Genomic DNA, 25,162 nt, shown 5'->3' on the forward strand with positions numbered 1-25,162 from the left:
GGGTTCTACTCCCGCAGAAACGCTGATGGTGGGTGACTCGCTGGCTAACGACGTCGAGGGCGCCCGCGCCGCCGGGCTGCAAGCGGTGCACCTGCGTCGCGACGGCTCGGGCGATATTTCTGGCCTAGACCAATTGGGGTTCTAGCGCGGAGGCCAGCACTTCCTCGCGTGCCAAGACGAGATTGCGCAAAGCCGCTTCCGTCTCGGCGTAGCCGCGGGTCTTAAGACCACAGTCTGGGTTAATCCACAGCCGCTCAGCCGGCACATGGCGTAATGCTGCACGGATGAGCTCGGCCATCTCCGCCACGGATGGGATGCGCGGCGAGTGGATGTCATAGATGCCTGGGCCAATCTCCGAGTGGAACTTCTCATCGATGTCTTGCAGCAGCTCCATGCGTGAGCGCGCCGCCTCGATGGAGGTGACATCGGCATCGAGGCCTGCCACCGCATCAATGATCTGCCCGAACTCGGAGTAACACAGGTGCGTATGAATCTGGGTGGTCGGTTGCGCCTCGAGGGCAACCAAACGGAAGGCACGCACTGCCCAATCAAGGTAAGCCTGGCGTTCTTCTTGACGCAGCGGCAGCAGCTCCCGCAGTGCGGGCTCGTCGATCTGGATGATGCTGATGCCGGCGTCTTCGAGGTCACGCACCTCGTCAGCCAGCGCCACGCCCAACTGGTCCGCGGAGACTGATTGATGCACGTCATCGCGGGTAAAGGACCACGCGAGGATGGTCACCGGGCCGGTTAGCATTCCCTTGACATGCTTTGCAGAAAGCGACTGCGCGTACTTGGCCCACTCCACCGTCATCGGCTGCGGGCGGGAGATGTCACCGACAACGATTGGCGGACGAGTACAGCGCGAGCCATAAGACTGCACCCAGCCATTTTCGGTGACCACGAAGCCGTCGAGCAGCTCCGCGAAGTACTGCACCATGTCATTGCGCTCCGGCTCGCCGTGCACGAGTACGTCCAGCCCTAGGCGTTCTTGCAGGTCGATGACCTGCGCGACCTCCTTGCGCAGCGCCTTTTCATAATCGGCGTCGGAAAGCTCGCCCTTGCGGTGCGCGGCGCGCGCGGCACGAATCTCCTGGGTCTGTGGGAAGGAACCGATCGTGGTGGTCGGAAGCTGCGGCAGGCCCAGGGACTTCTGCTCCTCGACGCGCTCGGCAAACAGCGGCTGACGCTGGACCTGCCCTTCCGGCAGCCCTGCCGTGCGCTTGGCGACGTCCCGGTTATGCGTGCGCGCCGATTCCGCCCGGGTACGCACCGCGCGATCGGCCTGGGCATAAGCCTCTGGGGCGTCGAGCGGGCCGGCGAAAAGGGCCACGACCTCGCGTACCTTTTCATCAGCGAAGGAGAACCACGTCGCGACGTCAACTGGCAATGTGGTTTCGGCAGCGACGGTATGCGGAACGTGCTGCAAAGATACCGAGGTAGTAACCGAGGCGCCCGGAAGCTGCTCCAGCTTGGCACGCAGATCGCGCAGGTTCGCCGCCCACACATTGCGGCCATCAACCAGGCCCGCGCTCACGTGCACCGGCAACTGCGCTACGCGCTCCAAATAATCCGGTTCCAGCGCCAGGGTTCCCACGCTCAAGTCCACCTGGACTGCTTCCGGGCGTAGCTTCGCAATCGCGTCCAATCCCCTGCGGGCTGCGCCATAAGGCGTGGTCAAGTAGATCTGTGGGCGTTTCGCAGTGCCGAGGATGCGTTCGTAGGCCTGAATAAGGGCGTCGGCAAGCGTAGCGTCATCTGCTGACTGCAGATCAGCCACCAGCGCTGGCTCGTTGAGCTGAATCCACTCCACGCCCGCCGCATGCAGGTACCCAAGCACCTCGATATAGGAATCCACCAGCTTGCCCAGGTGCTCGAGAGGCTGGGTGTGGGAACCTTCCGCCGGCTTAGACAACGCAAGCAGCGTCACAGGCCCCACCAGCACTGGGCGCACCTTGTGGCCTGCTTGCCGGGCTTCCTCCACCAGCTTCAACACGCGTTGCGGACGCGCCTTAAACTCCTGCTCGTCAGCAATTTCTGGGACGATGTAGTGATAGTTGGTGTCAAACCACTTGGTCATCTCCAGTGGTGCTGCCTGTGCATTTCCGCGCGCTAGACGGAACTCATCGGCAAGGGTTTCGCCCTCGACTGCGCCCACCGTCAGCGCGGTTTCGAGGACGTGATCGTAATAGGCCACGTCCGCCGGGATGGCATAATCCTCACGCAGGCCGAGGTCATGTAGGCGGGCATAGGTATCAAGGCGCAGCGAGTGCGTGGCCGATTCGAAGGTCTCCTCATCGATCTTGTCGGCCCAGAAGGCCTCGAGTGCGCGCTTTAGCTCGCGGTTCGCGCCGACGCGCGGATAGCCTTCGATGGTTGTGTGAGGAAATGGTGCGTTCATCGATTTACTCCGATTCTGCTCAGTAGGTCGTGGGTGATGGCTGAGTTGTTATGCGTATATATATGGAGGCCCTCCGCGCCCGCGCGCAGAACGCCGCGCGCGAGTTCGGCCGTGAGCTCCATACCGATTTCTTGTTCTTCTTCTGGGGTTTCCGCTGCCGCGAGCGCTGCCCGCACTTTTGGCGGGACGTCGAGCCCGGACAGCCCCGCCATTCGCTCAAGGCGGGCCACGCTGGTCATCGGCATGATTCCGGGGATAAGCGGGATGCGCACGCCGGCGAGCCGGGCGCGTTGATAGAAGCGCGCATAGTCTTCTGGGTCGAAGAAGAGCTGCGTTATGGCGAAGTTCGCGCCCAAGCGCTGTTTGGCCAGCAGGACATCGATGTCCTCATCAGCATTGGCTGATTCCGCATGGCCATTGGGATAGCACGCCACGCCGACGGCCAGGTTGCCTGCGGCGAAACGTGCCGCTTGCGCTGCTTCCCGACGCCGAATGAGACGGATCAGCTCATCAGCATGCTGCAGGTAGCCCACGGGCATGCCGTCTTCCGGAAGATCCCCGCGCAGTGCGAGGAATCCGCGGACGCCAGAATCGACGAGTACATCGACCCACTCGCTAAGTTCCTCCGGGCTACCGGCAGTGCAAGCAAGATGCGCCAGGGGACGCATCGAGGTAGTGCGCGCAATCTGCTCAATGAATGCGGCCGTGCCACGCAACCATCCGGAGCGCTGCGAGCTGGTTACTGCGATGTAATCAGGGTGATAGCTCTGCAACACTGCAAGCAGTTCAGATGTCTTGCTCGCATCAGCGTCGTTGCGCGGCGGAATCACTTCGAAGGAAAGCGCGGTGCGCTGACGCACCCGAGCCGTCCATTCATTGATTTGGTCTAAAGGCGCAGAGGCCGAGAGTCGCGGAGTCATGCCCACCTCCTTCGCTGGTCACTTCGATTTCGTTGAGATGAAATGTACCAAGCGGTCTATTAAGAAAGGAGGGCTAAATTTTAGGTACCATCTTTAAAACGGTTCTGCCTGCGGGGTTAACGTTTATTAGCGCGAATAAAAATCGCCCAAAATGAACCAAGCTGTCTACCTAGAAGGCGTGGCGGCGGGGGTAACTGGCCTGAAAAAGCAGTAAAATCAAGGCCAATTCCCAATGTCAGACTTGTCTATACCACCTCTCTTAAACAAGTTGCGACCAGCTCCAAACGCAAACGACATCGAGGCTCTCTCTTGAAAAAACATAAGATTTTGACCAAGCTCTCTGCTGTCTGCGCTGCAGTAGTAACCACCGCAGCTCTTGGAACGGCAGCCGCATCGGCTCAGCAATCTGAGACAATCCTCTTCGGCGACTCCATTTTTGCCAACCCCACCTTCGATCAAATCGGCTCCCCCATTGCCGAGCTGTCTAGCGCCATGAAGATCGGCAGCGACCCAGGCGCTCCGAGCCCACAGGGTTGCCCGCAGGGCGCATCCAACGTTGGCCGCGAGCTCGGCCGCGCCTCGGGCCAGCGCGTCATCAACTACGCTTGCTCCGGCGCTACCGCTGCTGGCTCCACGCCGCGTTCGGACTTTGTCCAGCAGGTAGGCCACGCAGTGGATACCCACACCCTCAACCCGGGCACGCGCAACGTGCTGATCCAGTTCGGTTTCAATGACGTCGTCAACACGAACTTCATCCTTGACCCGAACCGCACGGCTTATAAGAACGCGATGCGCAATCAGATAAACCGCATCCGCGCTGCCGCCCCAAACGCCAAGATCACCCTGGTGGGCTACCCAGCCTTCTCTGCGGCAAACGGCTCCATTTGCCCAATCCGCATCAAGGAGAACCCAGGCCTAGGCGCTAACCTCTCCGCACTGGGCAGCGTACGCACCATCGAAGACAACGTTAACCATGCGATGTTCCAGGCCGCCCAGGAAAACCATGTGGACTACTTTGACCTACGTTCGGCCACCATCGACCACAATATGTGTGCGCCGACCGGCATGCGCTGGATGGGAGGCGTCTACGAGTTTGCGGAGCCGCATAACTTCTTCAACCACCTGACCCACTCCGGCAACGTTGGCGTGGCGCGCATCCTTTCGGATCGCGTCCTCGCACGCTAGGAAATCCACATAAGGATTAAACGCTATAGTGGCGGGGCCCTCGCGCCGTCACTACGCTGGGGTGAAGCGCACCATAAACTAATTTAAGGAGCATCTGGGATGAACCCCACCGCAATTTCCGCCTCCATCGGTCTAGCGAACAATCTGTGGAGCCGTTTCAAGGATTACCGCGAGGAAAAAGAACTCGAAGCTTATGCCGCCCTTGAAGGCGCCGCCGCACGTGCGGAAAGCCGCAGCAAGGATCTCTTCCCAGAGGCACGCCGCAACGCCGGTGCTGTAACCCAGGCTGCCCACGAGCGTCTCGAGCGCACCATCGCCGAGCTCAAGGAGCGCGGCCAGGAAGCTGGCAAGCAGGCATCTGAACGCTTCGAAGAGGCTCGCAAGGATGCCAAGAAGGCGCAGAAGAAGACCAAGAAGCAGGCAAAGAAGCAATCCAAGGCTGCACGTAAGGCCGCAAACAAGGCGCAGAAGCAGAGCGCAAAGAAACTGAAAAAGGCAAAGAAGGTCAACTTCCGCAAGGAAGACAAGGGCTCCAAGTTCTGGCCATTCGCTCTTATTCTGACTCTTGTCTCCGCAGTTGCCGGCGGCGCTTACTACTTCTTCAAGATCCGCAAGGAAGCTCCTTCCGAGGTTCCACCTCGCGTTGAGGACTTCGGTGGCGGCGCAAACGCAGCGGCTGAGGGCTCCACCTTGGTCTACACTTCCACCTCCGAGCAGGACCTCAAGAAGGATTCCGACCTCGCTGAAGAGGGCGTCGTCGAGCGCGATGAGGAGCTGCTGGGCTCCATCGATGAGCAGCTGGCAAAGCACAAGGAAGAAGCTGCGGCCGCTGAGGCCGATACCTCCCGCATCACCGATGACCGCGAGGACGAGGGCAAGCACCGCCTGCAGACTGACGAGCAGGAGTAGTAATATCCCCCCGAGCAAGGGGGTAGCGCTCAAGTTGTCTTGATCTCAATTCTTTGATTAAGAGACCTAGAGCTGATTGAATTCTTGAGTATTTCGAACCTATCTCAAGGAGAGTAAATGAGCTTCGAGTCTCTCATTGTCAAGCTCAAGAGCGGAGCGACCTACTACTTCCCAGCCGGCTCCGTCAGCGGGGATCCTTCACATCGTGTTGACAATCTCCGCTTTGCGATTGAGAACGGCACTATCTTCCGTTCTGTTGATGACAACGGTATCGACCGCGAGTTCTCTGGATACGACGTATCGAATTACCACCTTGCATAGAACCTGCAGAGCATAAAACCTGCTAAGGCGGCCTTTCTTTCCGGATAATCCGAGCAAAGGAAGGCAGCCTTTTCTTATAGGATAAGCAGCTATGACTGTCTATCCTCGCATGAAAACCTGGTCTTGGTACCTGCCAAGCCAGCCACCCGCCGGGGAGACCTCTCTCACCGAAACCACCAATTGGTCTAAACCCCGCAGCGCAACCCGGCGCCTGCTCTTTGCGCAGCCGGTGGGCGTGGCCGGCATTCTCATCTCCGCCGCCATCAACGCGCCATTGGGTGCGCTTGTCTCCGTGGTCATTGGCCAAGCCACGCAATACGCATTCAGCGACCCTTCCTGGCGCACGCTCGCCATTCCAGTGGCGTTGACCGCACTGCTGCTCTTCATCGTCTATCTCGCCGAGGCCACCGCGGATGCTTTCACCGATCTCAGCCAGGCCCGCACCACGCATACGCTGCGGCTCGGGCTGCTGGAGAAGCTGCTCCGCTCTTCTACCTCCGGACTTAACCCAGGCCGCCTGCTCAACACGATGGACGAGGATTCCCATTACATCGGCCAGCTCAAGCAGGTGCTCAACTTTCCGCTGACCATGGTGGGCTATCTGCTGGGCGCGATTTTCAGCCTGGCACCGATCTCGCCCGTGGTTTCCATCGTGCTTTTGATAGGTGCCGTCGTCACCGCGGCGGTATCTTGGGCCACCGCAAAACCGTTAACGAGAGTGGCGGCAGCCCGCCGCCACAAGGAAAACACGGCGCTTTCGCTCGCAACGGACTACGCGCAGGGCTCCCGCGTTATTAAAGGTCTAGGCGCTAACGAGGTGGCCAAGCAACGCTTTGGCACCGCTGCACACACCGCCCTCGACGCCATGCTGCGCGAGCTAAGGCTTAGCGTCTGGTTGAACTGGTTGCGCCAGATGGTGCCCACCGCATTTACCATCGGTCTGCTCGCATGGACCTCATGGCAGATGTACCTGGGCAATATTTCCCCAGGTGGGATGATGAGTATCACGATGCTCGCCCCACCGGCGCTCAACGTCCTTGGGATCGCGCTGGGCCATCTCACCGAGGCGTGGGCGCGGGCCCAGGCCTCCGTGGAGCGCATCGGTGAGTTGCTGGAGGACCTGGATAAAAGGGACGTCGCAAAGCACGGCGATGCGCTTTCCTTAAGCCCTGGCCTGCAGGTCTGGGTACCGGAGACCACCAAAGGGCGCGCGCTTGTCGACGCCACCATATCCCGCCTTTCTGCTCACGGCGCCCTGTGCCCGCCGCACCGGATTTCCGTGCTGGAGGGAACGCTGGCCGATAACATCAATCCGCTCGGCAACATCCCGGCATCGCAGGTTCGCACGGCGCTTGAGGCCGCGGCCTGCGAGGACATCGTCGCTCGTCTCGACGGTTTTGATGACTCTGGCGCCTTGCCGGATGCCCCCATTGGGGAGGCTGGACTGAACCTGTCGGGCGGTCAACGCCAACGCGTTGCGCTTGCCCGCGCGCTTGCCGCGGACCCGGAAATCTTGGTGCTTGATAACCCCACCACGGGCTTGGATTCGCTAACACTCGCGACGGTAGCTGAGCGCGTGGCGCGCTTGCGCAAGGACCAGATCACCGTCGTAATCAGCGGCGCGTCGACGTGGGCGGCTAACGCGAAGGAGATGCTAGAACTATGAGTAAACCCGCAGCAGATGCCCTAGCTCCTGCCTCCGCCCGTGAGTCCTGGCAGTTCCTTCGCACGCTGCCTTCCGCACCGTCGAAGGCGAAGCTGGCGCTGGTATTCGGCATCTTCACTCTGACCATCCTGATGATGAACCTGGGCTCGCAGGTACTCGGCCGCCTCGTGGATATCATCCAGGGTGGCGAAGTCCCTGTGATTGGCTCTGGGCGCAAGGCGATGATTGCTGCACTATGGATCATCGCAGCCTGCCTCCTCGTTGAGGTCAGCGGCCGGGCGCTCGGCGGCTACCTCATCAACGCCCGCACACGCCGACTGGCTGTGGATCTGCGTACCGCAGCTCTCGACTCGGTGCTGCGCGCGCCCGTGCCGCGCGTGATGGAGCTGGGAACCGGCAACGTGATCACGCGCTTGTCTAAGGACATCGACACCGTGGTCACGGCAGTGGCCATGATGGGTGAGCGCCTTGCCGTCACCATCTTCATTCTGCCGCTTACTTTCCTAACCATGGCTTTCATCCACCCGGCTTACCTTTTGCTGTGCATGCTCGCAGTCGCCGTGATGTATCCGTTTATCAAGGGAACGATTCGCGATATCCCCGCCGTGGCCAACGCCGTCTCCACCGTGGAGGCCCGCCGCAACAACGTCTTGCTGGATACCATCCGCGCCTTGGAGACCCTCCGGATTTTCCGCCTCGACGGCTGGGCCACGCGCCGCATGGAGGACTACTCTTGGCACACCGTGCAGGCTTGGGGCGACAAGGTGCCGCTTATCAACCGCATCATTGGCCAAGGCAGCATCGCTTTCGGCGTGCTCCTGCTGGGTTCACTTTCAATGTCGGTTCCGATGGTGGCGTGGGGATGGCTCACACAAGGCCAGGCCACGGCCGCGGTCTTGCTGGTCATGCGCCTAGAGATGCACGTTTTCAACATCTTGTTCTTCGCTGGGGAAATTCAGCATTCGGCAACTTCCTTGGGCCGCGCTGTGGCGCTGGCTCTGCTGGGCGCTGACGTGCCAACCAAGGAAGTAGCGCTGCTTGGGCAAGCCCCCGCGGTGCATATCGACGCCGTGAGCTACTCCTACCCCGGCGGCGCCAAGGTCTTAGACGGCATTAGCCTCACGCTGGCGGCCGGCACCACGACCGCGCTGGTGGGCACCTCAGGCGCAGGTAAATCCACCTTGGCCGCACTTGTGGCCGGGCTGCAATACCCCACTGCGGGCAGCATCCGCCTTGACAACGTCGACACCGCAACGGTGCCCAATACCTGGGTGACCGAGCACGTCGCGCTGATTACGCAGGAAGTCCACCTCTTCTCCGGCACGCTGCGCGAGGATCTTCTGCTCGCCCGGCCACATGCTAGCGATGCGGAACTATGGGCAGCCCTACACGAGGTGGGATTGACGGAAGACTCGCGCTGGCTTCCCGACGGCCTCGATACCCGCATCGGCGCCGGCAACGAGGAGATGGGCGCCGAAGCCGCCCAGCAGATCTCGCTGGCGCGCATGGTGCTGCGGCAGCCGCCGGTGCTCATCATGGATGAGGCCACCTCAGAGGCCGGCTCTGAACACGCCGCCGTGCTTGAGGAAGCTGCCCGGGCCGTCACCCGCGGGCGTACCTGCCTTGTGGTGGCGCACCGCTTGGACCAGGCTCGTGAGGCGGATCGCATCATCGTGATGGAGCAGGGCGAAATCGTCGAAGACGGCGACCACGCCTCACTCATGGCGCGCGGTGGGCGCTACGCCAAGGCTTATGCGCAGTGGGAGCACGGCCACTAAGCCAAACTTGGCCCGACTAAACTTCCTCCCCTTCTCTCCTTCATTTCTCCTCTCTTCGAGGGTGGTCCCTTTGCTTGGCTCCCTTTGTGGGGGATGCAGAAGCGAGTCTCGGAAGCGGCGGGCCGAGGGCAACGCAGGAACGACGAAACCCGGCACCGAATGGTGCCGGGTTTCTGGGCTGTGGAGCATAGGAGAATCGAACTCCTGACCTTCTGCTTGCAAAGCAGATGCTCTACCAATTGAGCTAATGCCCCTGTGCGTTTAATGCTACCCCAGGGGTATCGCAGAAAGAAAATCGCTGGCCCGGCCGGGAGTCCCATCAGTCGCAGTAGTTAACTCTTTTCACTCTGGTTGCGTGTCACTACGGTTTTAGAAACGGCGGTGACCATAATCTAGGAACAGAAACACCCTCGTTAGAAAGGCTTTTGCATGCGCCGCCTCGCTGCCGCTACCGCTGCACTCTTACTTACCGCCGCACTTCCAGTCTCAGCCCACGCAGCGCCGGCATCGCCCTTCCCGGTCCCCAACTTGCCACAGATGCAGCTGCCGAACCTCCAGCAAGAAGCCGAGAAACTCAATAACGACTTCCTAAACTCCTTGCCACCAGAGCTCGGTTCTTCGAAACCTGCGCCGCAAAAGCGCACCCCAAGCCCAGCACCTGCACCGACGCAAAAGTCTGACTGCTCCAACTGCGTCGCCATCACCTACGACGACGGCCCCAGCACCCTAACCAACCAGCTGCTCGACACCTTGCGCGAAAAACACGCACACGCCAGCTTCATGGTGCTCGCCCCTAACGCCACAGCCCACCCAGAGCTGCTGCGCCGCATGCAGGCAGAGGGGCATACCATCGGCAACCACACCAACACGCACCGCGAACTGAACAAGCTCGCCGCCGGCGACATAGACGGGGAAATCAAGGCGGGTGCCGGCGCCATCAAGGCAGCAACCGGCCAGAGCCCTCGTTGGCTACGCCCACCGTACGGCGCCACAAACGGCACTGTCGACGCCGCGGCCAAAGCCAACGGCCAAGCCGAGGCCATGTGGTCCGTGGACACGCTGGACTGGAAGGACCGCAACTCCGAGCACGTATGCAGCGCTGCAGTCAGCGGCGCGCAGCCGGGCGGCATCATCCTCATGCACGATATCCACGCCACCACGGTTAATGCTGCCAGCTGCGTCATCGACGGCCTGCGCGCCAAGGGCCTCGAGCCGGTCAGCCTCGATACCCTTGTCCCCAACCCACAGCCGGGCAAGCAGTACTACTCTCGGGGCTAATGATTGATTTCTCGGCTCCCGCAGACGTGGTGGCGCCTCAGCTTTTGAGTGCCACGCTCACCTTCAATGGCGTCAGCATCCGCCTCACCGAGGTTGAGGCCTACCTCGGCGAGGATGACGAGGCAGCGCACACCTACAACGGCCAGACCCCGCGCAACGCGGCGATGTTCGGCCCACCCGGGCGCCTTTACGTCTATGCCTCCTACGGCATCCACCGCAACGGCAACATCGTGTGTGCCCCGGAGGGCACGGGCCAAGGATGTCTGCTGCGCGGAGGCGAGGTCATCGAAGGTACCGAGCTCGCTTTCCGACGCCGCGGCACCACCGACTTCCATAACCTCGCCCGTGGGCCGGGGAACCTCGGTAAGGCGTTAGGACTCGACCTCACAGACAACGACGCTATCCCCACGATCAAGGAAAGGGCCTCCGAACCGGAATGGGTTCGAGGCCCTCGCATTGGTATCAGTAAGAACAAAGACGCACCACTGCGCTTTTGGATTCCTTTCGACAAGACCGTCTCGGCGCGCAGAGGCCTGCCGCCGAGCTAATGAGGCCTAGTAACGCCCGCCGTAGCGTTCATCGCTCTCGATGGCCGCGAGGATGCGATCGTTGATCTGGTTGAGCTGGCGCACCTGCGTGCGGGTGAGGTTGTCCATCACGGAACGACGCGCCTGGGCGGCGTGCCCAGGCGCGGTGGCGACAACCTTGTCCCAGCCGGCGTCGGTAAGCTGCGCCAGCGTTGTGCGGCCATCATTCGGATCTGGACGGCGCGTAACCCAACCTTGCTTCTCCAAGCGCGTGACCACCTGGCTAAGCCGTGAGAGCGAGCCGTTCGCCGTGTACGCAAGGTCGCGCATGCGCATCTCACGATTCTCCGACTCAGAAAGACGAGACAGAACGGTGTACTCGAAGAAGCTCAAGCCGGCGTCGTCACGCAGCTGGGCATCCAGAATGTTGGTTAAGCGGATGGTGACTCCCATGAGGGATACAAAGGAAGCGAGTTCCTCCTCATCGAGCCACTTCTTATCCTTCTCGGTCATGAAATTAATTCTAGCAATGAAGCTTTATTTGTTAAGCATCTGCTAGGCAGATTTCAGCGCTTCCCGGAGAAGCTGCGCCGCCTGGCTCGGGGTTTTGTCGACCTTCACGCCGGCCTCCTCTAACGCAGCCTTCTTGCCCTCTGCGGTTCCGGATCCTCCAGAGACAATCGCTCCTGCGTGCCCCATGGTTTTGCCCTCCGGCGCGGTAAAACCAGCAATGTTGGCCACCACCGGTTTGGTCACGTGCTCCTTGGTGTAGTCGTCCAGTAACTTCCATCAAACACGAGAGTAAACTTAAGTACTGCCACCCGTGAGTTTATTGGCCTATTTAAAGACCAGCCCGCCGAGCATGAGGACATCACCGTTCCAGACTTTCTCAACCGCGAAGAACTCGACGCGACCGCCACCGGACAGATGCTGAACAAACATTTCGGACACGAAGCGGCCAAGATGGGACACCAGATCCTCGACCAGGCCGAGCCGTTTAACGCTGCCCACACCACCAACTGGGGACTACCTTGCAAGCCCACCGTCACGCGCGGCTAACGCACACGAGTCCACCGGCCGATAAAAACGCCCAGTACGCGTGTGTATCATGCGCGTGCTGGGCAACTTTCGCTTTCAGTGTGATGTCCTCCTTTTAGGATGCTGCGAGCTTTTGAGCGCGCTGGTAAGACACGCCGAGGACTGTTCCCATATCTCGTACGGTCATTCCAGCGTTTCTCATTGCAACAGCGAGGTCATGAGTGCTTGCCTGTGCTGCAGCGGCCAGTCGTGCCGCTTCTTCGCGTTCTTTTTCGGCGCGAGCTTTCATTTCCGCAAGGTCCGGTGGAAGAACAACATCAACAATAATGTTGAGTTCGTCTGGGTCTAGGCCTGCCTGGTAGGCCAGTGCTTCGCGCATCTCGTCGGCAGCATTAGCCAGCCGCTTAGTTTGAGACACTGCCCCTAGTTCGGCGCATTCGAGCACCCATACTCCGCTGGTTCCACGTTCTGCGGTTACTGTGTATGTCGTGGTCATTACCTCCACCAGCCTTTCCCTAATTCTTGGGCGTATTGGTCGAAAAACTTCTTGACTGTCACATCGTCAATCTCACGGTGCCTACCTAAGGTTCGGGTTGTGCTGCCTACCCGATAAGCGTCATGGCGCGATAGGGCGATTTCCTCAAATTCAAGACCACGCCGCTTAGCTTCCGCTTTCAATTTCTTGATGACGGCGTTTCGCTTCATAACGGTAGTCTACCGACAGGAGACTAAACAAGTCAACCATAGGTTGACAGCCAAACTTCGCTGTTGCGTTCGCAACGTTGAGGACTCCGCTCACCACGTTAAGGATTCCAACTCCTGAGGTGGCGGGGTCTTTTTTCTTGCGACCGGGCGTTTCCAATGAGTGTCTACCCATTAGTCACCTCGGGCAAAGTAGCAGAAGGGCATGCGGACGAAATTTTGCTACTTAGCCCCGTGTCAGGAACGGTGCACGCCCCGAAGCAACAAAGGAACCCGACACCATTACGGTGCCGGGTTCCGGGCTGTGGAGCATAGGAGAATCGAACTCCTGACCTTCTGCTTGCAAAGCAGATGCTCTACCAATTGAGCTAATGCCCCATTGTTCCGTGGTGGGCCTAGCAAGAATCGAACTTGCGACCTCATCGTTATCAGCGATGCGCTCTAACCGACTGAGCTATAGGCCCCTGTGCGGAACGAGAAGTAACTTTACATACCGATCCGACAAATACACAAATCGCCAGCGCAGCCAAGGTTTTAGCAGGTTGTTTAAAAAGCGAAACCGGCACCGTCTCTTAAGAATTTAAACCTAAAAGACGATGCCGGTTCGATGTGGGCTAGCAGGCTCGGGCTTTAGCCATGACCAGACTGGATACCCAGCTTGAAACCACCGAAGACGTCCACGATGGCGTTATAAAGTACCGCGAGCAGCGGCGCCAGCAGCATGTTGAACACCGCCACGATTGCGCCGAAGAGAGCAGAGATAGACAAGACCACACCGAAGGTCACTTCGAAGGCGCCGCCCACTCCGCCGACTAGGCTGTTGAGAGAATCCCAGATTCCCGCCTGATCGAGGCCAAAGTAGAGCAGGCACACGGCAAGCAGCCATGCGATAAGCCCGACGAGAGACATCGCCAAGCCCACGCGGAAGGCCGAAATCGGTGAGATCCGCGTAAGGGTTACGTCTCGTCTTGCCATGGATTACTCCTCGCTATCTGCTGCGTTCTTGGAATCCGCAACCTTGAGGTGTTCCTGCTGAACGTCCTCAACGGATTTCTCGCCCTTGGCCACAGCCTGAGCGTCTTCCTCACCATCGTCCTCAACGTTGCGGTCGATTGCAAGCAATTCGACGTCGTCGGAGAGGTTGACCAGGCGCACGCCCATGGTGGCGCGGGAGGAAGGACGAATCTGGCCTACCTCGGTGCGGATGACGCCCCCAGCAGAGGTGATAGCGAAGATCTCGTCTTCCTCATCGACGGAGATAGCGCCGATGAGCTTGCCGCGCTTCGGGGTGTACTTGAAGGTCATTACACCCAAGCCACCGCGGCCCTGTGGCGTGTACTCCTCGATAGCGGTGCGCTTGCCGTAGCCGCCGGAGGTGGCAACCAGCAGGTACTCGCCATCGTGAACCACGGACATGGACAAAAGCTGGTCATCGTCGCGGAAGCGCATGCCCTTCACGCCGGCGGTGGCGCGGCCCATCGGGCGCAGCTGGTCATCGTCAGCGGTGAAGCGGATGGCCTGGCCCTGCTCAGAGGTCAGCAGGATGTCATCGCCTTCGTCGACGAGGGACGCGCCGATGAGCGCATCACCCTCGTTGAGGTTGATGGCAATTAGACCGGCAGAACGTGCGGACTCGTAATCGGTGAGTCGGGACTTCTTGACGCGGCCCTGCTTGGTAGCCAGGACGAGGTAAGGAGCGTCCTCGTAGGACTGAATCTGAATGACCTGTGCGATCTTCTCCTCCGGCTGGAACTCCAGCAGGTTAGCCACGTGCTGGCCACGTGCGGTACGGCCTGCCTCCGGCAGCTCATAAGCCTTGAGGCGGTAAACACGGCCAAAGTTGGTGAAGAAGAGGATCCAGTCGTGCGTGGAGCAGACAAAGAAGTTCTTGACGATGTCGTCCTGCTTGAGCTCCGCACCGCGCACGCCCTTGCCGCCGCGCTTCTGCGCCTTGTAGGCATCAACCTTTGTGCGCTTTGCGTAGCCAGTGGAGGTGATCGTGACGACCACGTTCTCGCGGGCGATAAGATCCTCGTCGGTGACGTCGCCAGAAGCGGCCACGATCTGGGTACGGCGCTCATCGCCGTACTTTTCAACGATCTCAGCGAGCTCGTCGTGGACAATCTGACGCTGGCGTTCCTCGCGGGCGAGGATGTCCTTGAGGTCAGCAATGATCTCTTCGATCTCAGCCAACTCGTCAATGATCTTCTGGCGCTCCAGGGCTGCCAGCTTACGCAGCTGCATCGCGAGGATGGCGTCTGCCTGTACATCATCGACGTCGAGAAGCTCCTTCAACCCTTCTCGCGCTTCGTCGACCGTTGGGGAACGGCGGATAAGCGCGATGACCTCGTCGAGCATATCGAGGGCCTTGACCAAACCACGCAGGATGTGGGCGCGCTTTTCGGCCTCATCCAGGCGGTACTGGGTACGGCGAACGATGACCTCGATCTGGTGCGCAACGTAGTAGCGCAGCATCTGGTCCAGGCGCAGGGTGCGCGGCACGCCATCGACGATGGAGAGCATATTGGCGCCGAAGGAGGTCTGCAGCTGGGAGTGCTTGTAGAGGTTGTTGAGCACGACGCGAGCGACGGCATCGCGCTTCAGGGTGACCACGATGCGCATGCCGACGCGGTCGGAGGACTCGTCCTCAATCTTGGAGATACCGGCGATCTTGCCGTTGGCCACGGACTCCGCGATGTTGGAGATCATGTTATCCGGGTTGACCTGGTACGGCAGCTCGGTGATGACGATGGTCTGGCGGGAGCCAGACTCCTCGATGGAGGTCACACCGCGCATACGGATAGAGCCGCGGCCGGTGGTGTAGGCATCCTTGATGCCTTGGTCACCAACGATGAGGCCGGCGGTTGGGAAGTCCGGACCCTTCACGCGCTCCATGCAGGCTGCCAGCGCTTCTTCGTCGGAGGCCTCTGGGTTATCCAGCAACCAGAAGATAGCCTCAGCCAGCTCGTTCAGGTTGTGCGGCGGGATGTTGGTGGCCATACCAACGGCGATGCCGCCGGAGCCGTTCATCAGCAGGTTTGGAACGCGGGAAGGCAGGATGTCCGGTTCCTGGGTCTTGCCGTCGTAGTTCGGGGAGAAGTCGACGGTGTTTTCGCGAATGTCACGGACCATTTCCATGGCCAGCGGGGTCATGCGGCACTCGGTGTAACGCATTGCCGCTGGGCCGTCGTTGCCGCGGGAACCGAAGTTACCCTGGCCGTCGACCAGCGGGTAGCGCATGTTCCAGGACTGCGCCAGACGCACCAACGTGTCATAAATTGCGGAGTCACCGTGCGGGTGGAATTGACCCATGGTGTCCGAGACCGGGCGGGCGGACTTCACGTAGCCGCGATCGGGGCGGTAGCCGGAGTCGAACATCGCGTAAAGGATGCGGCGGTGCACCGGCTTCAGGCCGTCGCGTACCTCTGGCAGAGCACGGCCGACGATGACGGACATGGCGTAGTCGATGTAACTCGACTCCATCTCCTCGTTGATATCAATCGGTTGAATACGATCAAAGAGATCGTCATTTTGGTCACTCATAACGGCAAATTCTACCCTCTGCGCCCCTCTCCCGCCGGCTACGCCGCGCTAGTGATACCACGGTGATACCATCGGGCCATGGCTATGACTCTTCGTCTTACAGCAGAACAGGATCACGCGCTGACCCTTCTGGCTTCCGCGCAAGGCACCTCCAAGCACGAGGCGGTGGTGCGTGCAGTTGTGGCGGCTGCGGCGCGCACGCTTTCCGACGCCGCGGTCCAAGACGCCGCACGCCAGCTCCTGCCCGGCCGCGCCGAGCTCGAGGCAGAAATCCGCAGGGCCCGATCATGACCGCAGAGCAGCTCCTTCTCATCGCGCGCGAATTCTGCGCGCAACACAAAACCACGGTGACTAACTTTGGCGCTTTAGTTGCCGCCGCGAGCGTCTCAAATGCCCGAATTGATGGCATCCCCGTCCACGCAAACCGGCAGCAAGCAGCTCATGCGATGCAGCAGATATTGGTGGCTTATCCAGCCCTTAATAAGCACAACCGCGCCTTCGCAGCACTTAGCGCCCGAGTATTCATGGAGACGGAATCACGTCTTAGCCTGCGCTGACCTATCCTTTGTTGCCCGAGTTATGTAAGTTATAGCTGGTAACACTTAACTATTCCCTCGAATATCCGCGCGGCTTGGCCTTGAGGAATGACTGAAGCGTCAATGCAACGCGTAGGAAAGGAAAACATGTCTCTGAAGAAAGCCATCGCTGCGGGCGTAGTAGCAGTATCCCTTAGCACCGCTGTCACCCCAGCCGCAACCGCCGCCTCCAGCACCCCTGAGACCACCAACACCTGGGAAAACCAGGTCAATCCTAATTTCAAGCAAGGCAAGGAAACTTCCTCTCTCACCGGCTCTTCCCCACTCGATTTGGGCATCATCATCGGCGGTTCCGTCGCTGGCGCCGCGCTTATTTTCAAGCTGGTGACCGATTTCGCTCCGGCACTTCTTACCCAGGGCGTCCCGAACCTCGACCTCGAGCGTCTTGCTCGTGACAATGGCTTAACCCAACTTGCAGATCAGATTGCTGCTCTGAAGGGCTAATTGCCGCATTCGGGTTTCAGTAAGATTACTGCCATGTCTAATCTTTCCCAGCTCCTGGAAGAGCCAACCCGCACCAGCGTTGTCACCGCGCTTGTTTCCTTGGTCGATAACACTGTCTCCGAACAATCCGGCATCACCGGCATGGCCATCAAGGGCGCAGTGGCTGCGGCGAAGAAGGTCGACGCTGACATCGTCTCAAAAGGTATCAACCGCACCCTGCCGGATCTCCTCGGCGAGATGGAATCGTACTGGCAGGAATTTGATTCCTCCCCGCAGGAGGATTTCGGCACCTACCTGGCGGGAAACAACAAAGAGGTGGCAGATTCCATCTTGGGTGTGGCCGATCGTAATGCAGACCAGGTAAATAATCCGGCGCTGGTAAAGACCTATAACTCCCTACGCAACAAGATCGCTAAAATTATTGAGCCCCAGGTTCCGGAGCTCGCGCGCATTTTGCAAAAGCATATGTAGCCCCATATGTAAGAAGGTGTAGTCTGGCGCGCATGACTTCAAGCAATAACTATTCTGAATTCATCCGCAGCCGCCACTCCGCCCGCGCCTACCTGCCAGAACCAGTTCCGGCAGAGGTTATTAAGCAGGTGCTTATCGACGCCCAGTCTGCACCGTCTAATTCCAATACGCAGCCATGGGACGTGCACGTGGTTAGCGGTGAGAAGCTCCGCGAGCTTTCTGATGCGCTCATCTCCGAGTTCAATGAAAACGGCATCAATCCGGACTTCACCTTGGACTACGGCGAGGGCGTACACCCTTCCCGTTCCGTTGAGCTGGCAAAGAAAATGTACGGCATCCTAGGAATCGCCCGTGAGGATAAGGAGGGCCGCACCGAGTTCGTGCGCGAAAACCTCCGCTTCTTTGGCGCCCCGCACGCAGCACTTCTTTATATCCCGCCGATGGGCGATCGCATTCGTGATGCCTTTGATCAGGGCACTTATGCAGAAAACTTCCTGCTTTCCTTGCGTGCCCACGGCTATAACGGAACCCCGCTGGGCATGATTTCGCTCATGGCGCCGACCACCCGCGAGTTTCTCGGCATCGATGAGGAGCAGAAGATGGTCGTCGCCATCGCCTTCGGTAAGGCGGACGAAGACAGCCCCGTGTTCAACGTAGAGCCGGGCCGCGCCGATCTTTCTGAGACGGTCACCCTGCACGGCATCGACTTGGACATCTAGGCCAAATTGCAGAAAGCGCCCTGCTCTCCCATTCGAGGAAGTGCAGGGCGCAAGTTTCTTCTGGCTCGTGTAAAGCCTTTGGCTTTACACGTCCAGGAAGCGAACGTCCTTCGCGCGGCGGGTAATGAAGGAGCGGCGAGCCGAGACATCGTCACCCATCAGGATGGAGAAGAGCTCGTCGGCGCGCTGTGCGTCTTCCAGATCCACACGCCGCAGGATACGAGTGGTTGGGTCCAGCGTGGTCTCCCACAGCTCGGATGCGTTCATCTCACCCAAGCCCTTGTAACGCTGGATGCCATCGTCCTTGTTGATCTTGCGATTAGCTTCGAGGCCTTCTGCCAGCAGCTTGTCACGCTCAGCATCGGAGAAGGCATAGCCAGGCTGGCCCTTTGCCCACTTGAGCTTGTACAGCGGCGGATTAGCCAGGTAGACGTGGCCATCCTCAACCAGCTGCGGCATGAAGCGGAAGAGCAGGGTCAACAGCAGGGTCGCGATGTGCTGGCCGTCAACGTCAGCGTCGGCCATCAGCACGATCTTGTTGTAGCGCAGCTTGGAGATGTCGAATTCTTCGTGGATACCGGTGCCCAAAGCGGTGATGATCGCTTGGACCTCGGCGTTTTTAAGAACCTTATCCATGCGTGCCTTCTCCACGTTCAGGATCTTGCCGCGCAGCGGCAGGATTGCCTGGAACATGGAGTCACGGCCGGCCTTTGCGGAGCCGCCTGCGGAGTCACCCTCCACGATGTAAAGCTCGGAGATCTTCGGATCCTTGGAACGGCAATCGGCAAGCTTGCCGGGCAGGCCGCCCAAATCGGTGGCGGACTTACGGCGCACCATCTCGCGGGCCTTACGCGCTGCGACGCGTGCGTGCGCGGAGGAAACGGCCTTGTTGATAATCGCTTTTGCCTCTGCCGGGTTGGCATCGAACCAGTCGTTGACGTGCTCGTTGACGGCGCGCTGGACGAAGCCCTTAATCTCAGAGTTGCCGAGCTTGGTCTTGGTCTGACCCTCGAACTGTGGGTCACTGACCTTGACGGAAATGACGGCAGAAAGGCCCTCACGGCAGTCATCGCCGGAAAGGTTGCCGTCCTTCTCCTTGACCAGCTTGTGCTCCTTGGCGTAGCGGTTCATCAAGGAGGTCAGCGCGGCGCGGAAACCCTCTTCGTGGGTACCGCCCTCATGGGTGTTGATGGTGTTGGCGAAGGTGTGGACGGACTCCTTATAGCCCTGGTTCCACTGCAGAGCGACCTCGACCTCGTGATCCTCACCCTTGACGTCGAAAGCGACGATGGTGGGGTGGATGGCGGTCTTGGTCTTATTGAGGTGTTTGACGTAGTCAATCAGGCCGTCTGGGTAGTGGTAGACAACCTTCTTCTGCAGCTTCTTTGCCGGCTTATCCTCGCTCGGGCCGTCTGCTTCGGAATCGACGTCGACGTCGTCAAAGGACTCAGCGTCCAGGGCGGTCTCGCCGGATTCGGCGTCGGCAATTGCCTCAAGCTCGAGCTGCTCCTCGGTAACGCGCTCGTCGATGAGCTCGATGGTCAGGCCCTTGTTCAGGAAGGCCATCTCCTGCAGGCGGCGTGCGATGGTCTGGTAGTCATAATCCGTGGTCTCGAAGATCTCTGGATCGGCCCAGAAACGGATCGTGGTACCGGTACCGCGAGCATTGCCGCCTTCGACCAGCTCATCTGGGATGGCGTTAGAGAAGTTCTGATACCAGTGCTTGCCGTTGCGCTTGATCTCTGCCTCAACGCGAGTAGACAAAGCATTCACAACGGAGATACCGACGCCGTGCAGACCACCGGAGACTGCGTAGGAATCGGAGTCGAACTTACCACCGGCATGCAGCTGGGTCATGACAACCTGGACGGTCGGCGCACCGGAGGCGTGCATCTCCACAGGGATGCCGCGGCCATCATCGATAACCTCAACGCCGCCGTCGGCGAGCAGCTTGACGACGACCTTGGAGGCATAACCAGCCATGGCCTCATCGACCGAGTTATCCACGACCTCCCAAATCAGGTGGTGGAGACCGCGTACGCCGGTGGAACCGATGTACATACCTGGACGCTTGCGGACGGCCTCGAGGCCCTCCAAGATGGTAATGGAACTAGCACCATATGCGTGTTCTTCAGCCACGGAAACGTGTACTCCTTTTGGCTATAGCAAAATCTAAGACTTTAGCTATTCTACACGGTGTCCCCCTACTAGAGAGCACTCCACACCAGTGAGAGGGCGGAATTTAGCCCGATTTTTCGATCTGGATTTTCTCCCGCGGCGGCTATCCGTAGGTATCTTGCGAGCCTTGCGGCTTCACCCACTGCCGGCCCTGATAATTGCGGTGTTGCTTGGGGCCTTGAATACGCAGTTCAACGATGACGTCGGGCCCGAGGCGGTCCGCGATTTTGCGCAAGATCTGGCGTTGCAGATAGCGCAGCTCGGTGGCCCACACGGAGGCGTCGCAAGAAATATAGACGACCTTGTCCTTAATTCGCTCGGGCTTCGTGTGCGCGGCGATGCGCTCGCCCACCAGGTTGGCCCAATTGCCCATGACCCAACCATCAGCAAGCTCGTTTTCCCACCCGCGGCGCACAATCTCCTTGTTCAGCGTGGCACCGAGACTGGGGATATCCAGGCTGCGACGCTGCCGCCTGCCATCGGGGCCGGTGGGCCTGCCCACGCGGTATTTCTTCGCTGGTGCATCGTGACTGATCTTCATCTTCGGCGCTGGCTTATCCAGTTTGGGAGCGTTCTTGGAATTTGAACGCACACGATCAAAGAAATCCTGAATAGGATCAGTCATCGTCGCTCACCTTTGTAATTTCAGAAATCCGCCCCTCTTGAGTATCCCGAACGGAGACTTCATAGCGCACGATCGGTTCTAGGTTGCCGGGCAGGTCCTCATCCACGGCGGCGGTGATCAGCACTTGCTCAGCTTCCATGGCTAGGTGCACAAGCTTCTCCCGGCGCTTAGCATCGAGTTCGGCGAAAACATCGTCGAGGATCAAAATTGGATCGGTGCCTTCCTCGCGCAAGAGGTTGAACTCGGCAAGGCGCAATGAAATGGCATATGACCAGGTCTCGCCGTGACTTGCAAAGCCTTTTGCCGGCTGCGTTCCGAGGTTGAGCACGAGATCATCGCGGTGCGGGCCCACCAGGGAGATGCCACGCTCGATCTCGCGCTGCCGCTTAGCGGCAAGCTCGGTGAGCATCACGGCTTCCAGTACGTCGCGGTCAGAGACGTCGATCGTAGATTTGTACTCGATGTGGGCTGGCCGCGATTCCGGGGCCAGGCCTGAATAGGCGGATGGGATCAGCTCGCTTAAGGCGTCGACAAGCGCGAGGCGTGCCTGAATCACCTGCGCGCCTAGATGTGCGAGCTGGGCGTCCCAAACATCCAACGTGGCCAAAGCCGAGGCACCATCGGCGTCATCGTAGCCGCGGCGCAGGCTTGACGACGCCGACTTTAAAAGCGCATTGCGCTGCTTTAAGACCTTGTCATAATCCGCCTTTACCCCAGCTAAGCGCGGGGTACGCGAGGCGATGATGTCATCCATGTAGGTGCGCCGCTCAGCCGGCTCACCACGCACGAGCGCGAGATCCTCAGGCGAGAACAACACGCTTTTGACTACACCCAATAACTCGCGCGGGCTTTTCAGCCGCGTGCGATTGATCTGGGCTTGGTTAGCCGCGTGCGGTTTGATGAGCAGATGCGCGGTAAGCTCGCGGCCCTGATTGACGGCAGTGGTGGAGATTCTGGCATTAGCGGCACTTTGACGTACCAACGGCGCGTCGTGGCTAACACGGTGCGAGGACAGGTGGGCCACGTACCCGATCGCCTCGACGATGTTGGTCTTGCCAAAACCGTTGCGTCCGACGAACAAAGTGATCCCCGGGCCGAGCTCAATATGTAGCTCAAGCCACGAGCGAAAATCCCGGACGTCGAGTTCGCGTATGAACATTAACCTGGCAGACGGACCGGCATCAGAAGGTAGGTGAAGTTGGTCTCCGGGGTTGGGAAGACTCCATCCTCATCTGCCATCGGCATCTCCTCTGGCTCCGGAATCATAATTGCTGGGCGGGAAGGCTCAGTGAAGCCGAAGACCACGCGGTCAGTATGGACCACGGCCAGGCCATCCTTGAGGTAGCCCGGGTTAAAGGCGATGGTGAATTCATCGCGGCCGGTAAATGCACAAGGCAAAGTCTCGTCTGCCTTACCGGAATCCGCGCCAGCTGCCAGGGTGACCTGACCTTCAGAAAAGTCCATGCGGATCTGGGCGTTGCGATCAGTCAGCAGGGAAACGCGGCGGATGGCTTCCTGCAGCGGAGCAACCTCGATGCTGGCCATTGCGGTATGCGTCTTTGGCAGCAGCGGAGAGACGTTTGGGAAGTCTGCATCCAGCATGCGGGTGGTGGTCTCGCGGTTATCCGCGTGCAGACCAAACAGGCCCTCTGCGCCAATGTTTTCGCCGGTGCCTACCGCGATCTCCACTGGGATGTTGAGGTGAGTATCAAGGGAGCGGCCGGTGTCTTGCAAGGTTTTCGCAGGAACCAGCAGCTTTGCCTTTACGTCAGGGGATACCGGATCCCACTCGAAAGTGCGCATGGCCAGGCGGAAACGGTCGGTAGCAGTCATTTCGACGTGGGAACCGTTGATTTCCATATGCACGCCGGTCAGCATCGGCAGAGTGTCATCCTTGCCGGCAGCGGATGCGACCTGGCTGATGGCCTCAACGAAAAGCTGTGGGTTGATGGTGCCGGTGACCTCCGGCAGAACCGGCAGCTGCGGGTAATCATCGAGTGGAATGATAGGCAGCTCGAAGCGGGAAGAACCGCAGGTGAGCAGGACCTTGGAATCCTGCTGGGTCATCTCGACTTCCTTGTTCGGAAGGGTGGCAACGATGTCTGCGAGCAGCTTACCGGCGACGGCGATGCGGCCTGGTTCGTCGATCATTGCCGCGATGCGTACGCGAGTAGAAACTTCGTAGTCGAAGCCGGTGAATTCCAAACCATTGTCATCGGCGGTGATAAGCATCGCGCGAAGAACAGGCTGCGTCACCTTGGAAGGCAGACTACGGGCTACCCAAGCAACTGCGTTGGCCAGATCATCTTTGGCAACACGAAATGACACAGATTGGTCCATGGTCTCGATGAGCTCCTTGCTGGGTTCTAGCTGGGTTGATTTTTGTAAGTAACAAAAGCTGTTTCCAACTTACCGCATAGGCGCCGTGCGACAGACTTTTGTAATTTACTCGCGGCCTGGCGCCTCGGGCCGAGGCGAGGGCGAGAATTACACACATCCCCTTTTTACTTAAGGGATCAGGAAAAATAGTTAGTAGTAGTAATAACCGTTGTGGGATCTGTGGATAACGCCCTAAAAGGCAAGGTGACGGGCCCGATCCGCGCTGTGATCGTGGCTGTGGGATCAGTGTGATCAAATTACATAAATTGTGAGTAACCGGAGGGGTGCCGGTTTTATCCACAATCTATCCCCAGGATTGTGGAATTTGATCACAGCATTGATCACAAGCTCCTGATTAGGGCGAATGCTTTGTGAAAAACAAAAATGTGTCGAAGATCTATGAATTACAACAATGAAATTACACAGATGTGAATAACGCTGTGGATAAAAATAACCCGCCACCTAAGTGCAGGTGGCGGGTTATATTTCTAGCTGCAGAAAGCGTTTTAAGAACGGCTGTGGTTCTTGATCCTTTGCGTCAGCGCCTGGATCTCATCGTAGGTATTGCGGTTTTCTGTCATTTCCTTACGGATCTTGCGATCGGCATAAATGACAGTCGTATGATCCTTGCCTCCGAACTGATCACCAATCTTCGGCAAGGAAAGCTCAGTCAGCTCGCGGCAGAGATACATAGCCAACTGGCGGGCATGAGCGACGGCGCGCTTCTTGCCCGCACCACGCAGGGTCTCGACGTCGATGTCGAAGAACTCTGCTGTTACTTCCATGATCGCGGTTGCCGTAATTTCACGTCCCGCTGCATCGGGCGCGAGATCGTGCAATGCGATCTCCGCCATCTCTAAGCTGATCGGTTCGTTAACCAAAGAGGAATAAGCAGAAACGCGAATCAGCGCGCCTTCAAGCTCGCGAATAGAAGACTCGAAGCGCGAAGCGATGAGCTCTAGAACAGATCGATCTACTTCGGTGCCGTCCGCAGCTGCCTTCTTCATCAAGATGGCTATGCGGGTCTCGAGATCTGGCGGCTGAATATCCGTGATCAAACCACCTTCGAAGCGAGTGCGCAGGCGATCCTCCAAGGTGGTCAGCTGCTTCGGCGGACGGTCAGAAGATAAAATGATTTGCTTATTGGCTTGATGCAGTGCATTAAAGGTATGGAAGAACTCCTCCTGAGTCGATTCCTTACCCTCCAAGAACTGAATGTCATCAACCATCAAGATGTCCAGATTGCGATAACGCCGCTTGAAGGACTCCTGGCGGTCATCGCGCAAAGAATTGATGTAGTCGTTAGTAAATTCCTCGGAAGAAACGTACTTCACGCGCAGACCCGGATGCAGAACCTGCGCGTAGTTGCCCGCGGCGTGCAACAGGTGGGTTTTGCCTAGGCCGGAGCCGCCCCAAATAAACAGTGGGTTATAAGCACGCGCTGGATTTTCCGCTACGGCCACCGCCGCGCCGTTGGCAAAGCGG

At 59.1% G+C, this 25,162-nt stretch carries 26 protein-coding genes, 3 tRNA genes and 1 pseudogene; 13 read left to right on the top strand and 17 right to left on the bottom strand.

Annotation, left to right across the window (positions count from 1 at the left end):
* Nucleotides 1-145: HAD family hydrolase (locus tag HMPREF2724_RS13445; protein ID WP_141748315.1), on the top strand; the 145-nt coding region annotated here is incomplete at its 5' end.
* Here the strand turns inward: HMPREF2724_RS13445 and metE are convergent.
* On the bottom strand, nt 125-2,398 hold the full coding sequence (gene metE / locus HMPREF2724_RS02520; protein WP_070586975.1) for a 5-methyltetrahydropteroyltriglutamate--homocysteine S-methyltransferase: 2,274 nt from the start codon (nt 2,396-2,398) through the stop codon (nt 125-127). The two genes, HMPREF2724_RS13445 and metE, sit on opposite strands and share 21 nt — an antisense overlap.
* Nucleotides 2,395-3,318, bottom strand: coding sequence for a methylenetetrahydrofolate reductase (locus HMPREF2724_RS02525; RefSeq protein WP_070455750.1), 924 nt, complete (start codon nt 3,316-3,318; stop codon nt 2,395-2,397). The genes metE and HMPREF2724_RS02525 overlap by 4 nt, the downstream gene beginning before the upstream one ends.
* Nucleotides 3,319-3,627: 309 nt before the next feature.
* Between HMPREF2724_RS02525 and HMPREF2724_RS02530 the strand changes: the two genes are divergently transcribed.
* The 5 genes from HMPREF2724_RS02530 to HMPREF2724_RS13450 all read left to right on the top strand — a co-directional run bounded on the left by HMPREF2724_RS02530 (nt 3,628) and on the right by HMPREF2724_RS13450 (nt 9,177).
* Entirely contained in the window at nt 3,628-4,503 is an 876-nt protein-coding gene (locus tag HMPREF2724_RS02530) for a GDSL-type esterase/lipase family protein (RefSeq protein WP_168162615.1), read from the top strand.
* Nucleotides 4,504-4,602: 99 nt separating this feature from the next.
* A complete protein-coding gene (locus HMPREF2724_RS02535) occupies nt 4,603-5,412 on the top strand; it encodes a hypothetical protein (RefSeq protein WP_070455751.1) in 810 nt (269 codons plus the stop codon).
* Between the two features lie 117 nt (nt 5,413-5,529).
* Nucleotides 5,530-5,733, top strand: a complete 204-nt coding sequence (locus HMPREF2724_RS02540; protein ID WP_062036471.1) for a hypothetical protein — start codon at nt 5,530-5,532, stop codon at nt 5,731-5,733.
* A gap of 91 nt (nt 5,734-5,824) precedes the next feature.
* Nucleotides 5,825-7,399, top strand: a complete 1,575-nt coding sequence (locus HMPREF2724_RS02545; protein ID WP_070455752.1) for an ABC transporter transmembrane domain-containing protein — start codon at nt 5,825-5,827, stop codon at nt 7,397-7,399.
* The gene (locus tag HMPREF2724_RS13450) at nt 7,396-9,177 is read left to right on the top strand and encodes an ABC transporter ATP-binding protein (RefSeq protein ID WP_070455753.1); all 1,782 of its coding nucleotides are present in this window, start codon (nt 7,396-7,398) and stop codon (nt 9,175-9,177) included. The genes HMPREF2724_RS02545 and HMPREF2724_RS13450 overlap by 4 nt, the downstream gene beginning before the upstream one ends.
* Before the next feature lie 181 nt (nt 9,178-9,358).
* Here HMPREF2724_RS13450 and HMPREF2724_RS02555 read toward each other — a convergent pair.
* Nucleotides 9,359-9,431: transfer RNA gene (locus HMPREF2724_RS02555), tRNA-Ala, on the bottom strand.
* Nucleotides 9,432-9,606: 175 nt separating this feature from the next.
* Between HMPREF2724_RS02555 and HMPREF2724_RS02560 the strand changes: the two genes are divergently transcribed.
* Together HMPREF2724_RS02560 and HMPREF2724_RS02565 are read left to right on the top strand one after the other, a co-directional pair.
* Nucleotides 9,607-10,455, top strand: a complete 849-nt coding sequence (locus HMPREF2724_RS02560; protein WP_062036480.1) for a polysaccharide deacetylase family protein — start codon at nt 9,607-9,609, stop codon at nt 10,453-10,455.
* Entirely contained in the window at nt 10,455-11,003 is a 549-nt protein-coding gene (locus HMPREF2724_RS02565) for a DNA-3-methyladenine glycosylase (protein WP_070586977.1), read from the top strand. Before HMPREF2724_RS02560 ends, HMPREF2724_RS02565 begins: the two co-directional genes overlap by 1 nt.
* 6 nt (nt 11,004-11,009) lie before the next feature.
* On the opposite strand, the gene HMPREF2724_RS02570 is transcribed toward HMPREF2724_RS02565, so the two are convergent.
* The 9 genes and pseudogenes from HMPREF2724_RS02570 to gyrA form a co-directional block, all read right to left on the bottom strand.
* The gene (locus tag HMPREF2724_RS02570; RefSeq protein ID WP_061925562.1) at nt 11,010-11,495 is read right to left on the bottom strand and encodes a MarR family winged helix-turn-helix transcriptional regulator; all 486 of its coding nucleotides are present in this window, start codon (nt 11,493-11,495) and stop codon (nt 11,010-11,012) included.
* A gap of 42 nt (nt 11,496-11,537) precedes the next feature.
* A pseudogene (locus HMPREF2724_RS02575) lies at nt 11,538-11,756 on the bottom strand (succinate--CoA ligase subunit alpha); the annotation flags it as partial.
* Between the two features lie 63 nt (nt 11,757-11,819).
* Nucleotides 11,820-11,993 (bottom strand): hypothetical protein, encoded by a 174-nt coding sequence (locus HMPREF2724_RS12785; RefSeq protein ID WP_158510289.1) that lies wholly within the window; start codon nt 11,991-11,993, stop codon nt 11,820-11,822.
* Nucleotides 11,994-12,135: 142 nt separating this feature from the next.
* Entirely contained in the window at nt 12,136-12,516 is a 381-nt protein-coding gene (locus HMPREF2724_RS02580; RefSeq protein ID WP_061925555.1) for a hypothetical protein, read from the bottom strand.
* Nucleotides 12,516-12,725, bottom strand: a complete 210-nt coding sequence (locus HMPREF2724_RS02585) for a hypothetical protein (RefSeq protein WP_005325312.1) — start codon at nt 12,723-12,725, stop codon at nt 12,516-12,518. The genes HMPREF2724_RS02580 and HMPREF2724_RS02585 overlap by 1 nt, the downstream gene beginning before the upstream one ends.
* Nucleotides 12,726-13,027: 302 nt before the next feature.
* Nucleotides 13,028-13,100, bottom strand: a tRNA-Ala gene (locus HMPREF2724_RS02590).
* 9 nt (nt 13,101-13,109) lie between these two features.
* A tRNA-Ile gene (locus HMPREF2724_RS02595) sits at nt 13,110-13,186 on the bottom strand.
* Nucleotides 13,187-13,352: 166 nt separating this feature from the next.
* A complete protein-coding gene (locus HMPREF2724_RS02600; RefSeq protein ID WP_062036487.1) occupies nt 13,353-13,697 on the bottom strand; it encodes a DUF3566 domain-containing protein in 345 nt (114 codons plus the stop codon).
* A 3-nt stretch (nt 13,698-13,700) separates the two neighbouring features.
* On the bottom strand, nt 13,701-16,265 hold the full coding sequence (gyrA, locus tag HMPREF2724_RS02605; protein WP_061925545.1) for a DNA gyrase subunit A: 2,565 nt from the start codon (nt 16,263-16,265) through the stop codon (nt 13,701-13,703).
* A 78-nt stretch (nt 16,266-16,343) separates the two neighbouring features.
* Here gyrA and HMPREF2724_RS02610 point away from each other — a divergent pair, with 78 nt between their 5' ends.
* The 5 genes from HMPREF2724_RS02610 (at nt 16,344) to HMPREF2724_RS02630 (ending at nt 18,495) form a co-directional block, all read left to right on the top strand.
* Entirely contained in the window at nt 16,344-16,556 is a 213-nt protein-coding gene (locus tag HMPREF2724_RS02610) for a hypothetical protein (protein WP_061925542.1), read from the top strand.
* A complete protein-coding gene (locus tag HMPREF2724_RS02615) occupies nt 16,553-16,822 on the top strand; it encodes a cell filamentation protein Fic (protein ID WP_070586985.1) in 270 nt (89 codons plus the stop codon). The genes HMPREF2724_RS02610 and HMPREF2724_RS02615 overlap by 4 nt, the downstream gene beginning before the upstream one ends.
* Nucleotides 16,823-16,948: 126 nt before the next feature.
* Nucleotides 16,949-17,305, top strand: coding sequence for a hypothetical protein (locus HMPREF2724_RS02620; RefSeq protein WP_062036501.1), 357 nt, complete (start codon nt 16,949-16,951; stop codon nt 17,303-17,305).
* A gap of 33 nt (nt 17,306-17,338) precedes the next feature.
* Nucleotides 17,339-17,776 carry a DUF6918 family protein gene (locus HMPREF2724_RS02625; RefSeq protein ID WP_070586987.1) on the top strand — a complete coding sequence of 146 codons (438 nt, stop codon included), beginning with the start codon at nt 17,339-17,341 and terminating at the stop codon, nt 17,774-17,776.
* Between the two features lie 32 nt (nt 17,777-17,808).
* Nucleotides 17,809-18,495, top strand: a complete 687-nt coding sequence (locus tag HMPREF2724_RS02630) for a nitroreductase (RefSeq protein WP_083306074.1) — start codon at nt 17,809-17,811, stop codon at nt 18,493-18,495.
* An 84-nt stretch (nt 18,496-18,579) separates the two neighbouring features.
* Here the strand turns inward: HMPREF2724_RS02630 and gyrB are convergent, their stop codons facing one another.
* The 5 genes from gyrB to dnaA all read right to left on the bottom strand — a co-directional run.
* Nucleotides 18,580-20,634, bottom strand: a complete 2,055-nt coding sequence (gene gyrB / locus HMPREF2724_RS02635; RefSeq protein ID WP_070432485.1) for a DNA topoisomerase (ATP-hydrolyzing) subunit B — start codon at nt 20,632-20,634, stop codon at nt 18,580-18,582.
* Between the two features lie 142 nt (nt 20,635-20,776).
* Nucleotides 20,777-21,298, bottom strand: coding sequence for a DciA family protein (locus HMPREF2724_RS02640; RefSeq protein ID WP_070432484.1), 522 nt, complete (start codon nt 21,296-21,298; stop codon nt 20,777-20,779).
* The gene (gene recF, locus HMPREF2724_RS02645; protein ID WP_070586989.1) at nt 21,291-22,457 is read right to left on the bottom strand and encodes a DNA replication/repair protein RecF; all 1,167 of its coding nucleotides are present in this window, start codon (nt 22,455-22,457) and stop codon (nt 21,291-21,293) included. The genes HMPREF2724_RS02640 and recF overlap by 8 nt, the downstream gene beginning before the upstream one ends.
* Entirely contained in the window at nt 22,457-23,638 is a 1,182-nt protein-coding gene (gene dnaN / locus HMPREF2724_RS02650; RefSeq protein ID WP_082778674.1) for a DNA polymerase III subunit beta, read from the bottom strand. Before dnaN ends, recF begins: the two co-directional genes overlap by 1 nt.
* Before the next feature lie 545 nt (nt 23,639-24,183).
* The coding region (gene dnaA / locus HMPREF2724_RS13055; RefSeq protein WP_246818188.1) for a chromosomal replication initiator protein DnaA at nt 24,184-25,162 on the bottom strand (979 nt) is incomplete at its 5' end.

This window comes from Corynebacterium sp. HMSC071F07, assembly GCF_001810285.1.
In the GTDB taxonomy this organism is placed as follows: domain Bacteria; phylum Actinomycetota; class Actinomycetes; order Mycobacteriales; family Mycobacteriaceae; genus Corynebacterium; species Corynebacterium simulans.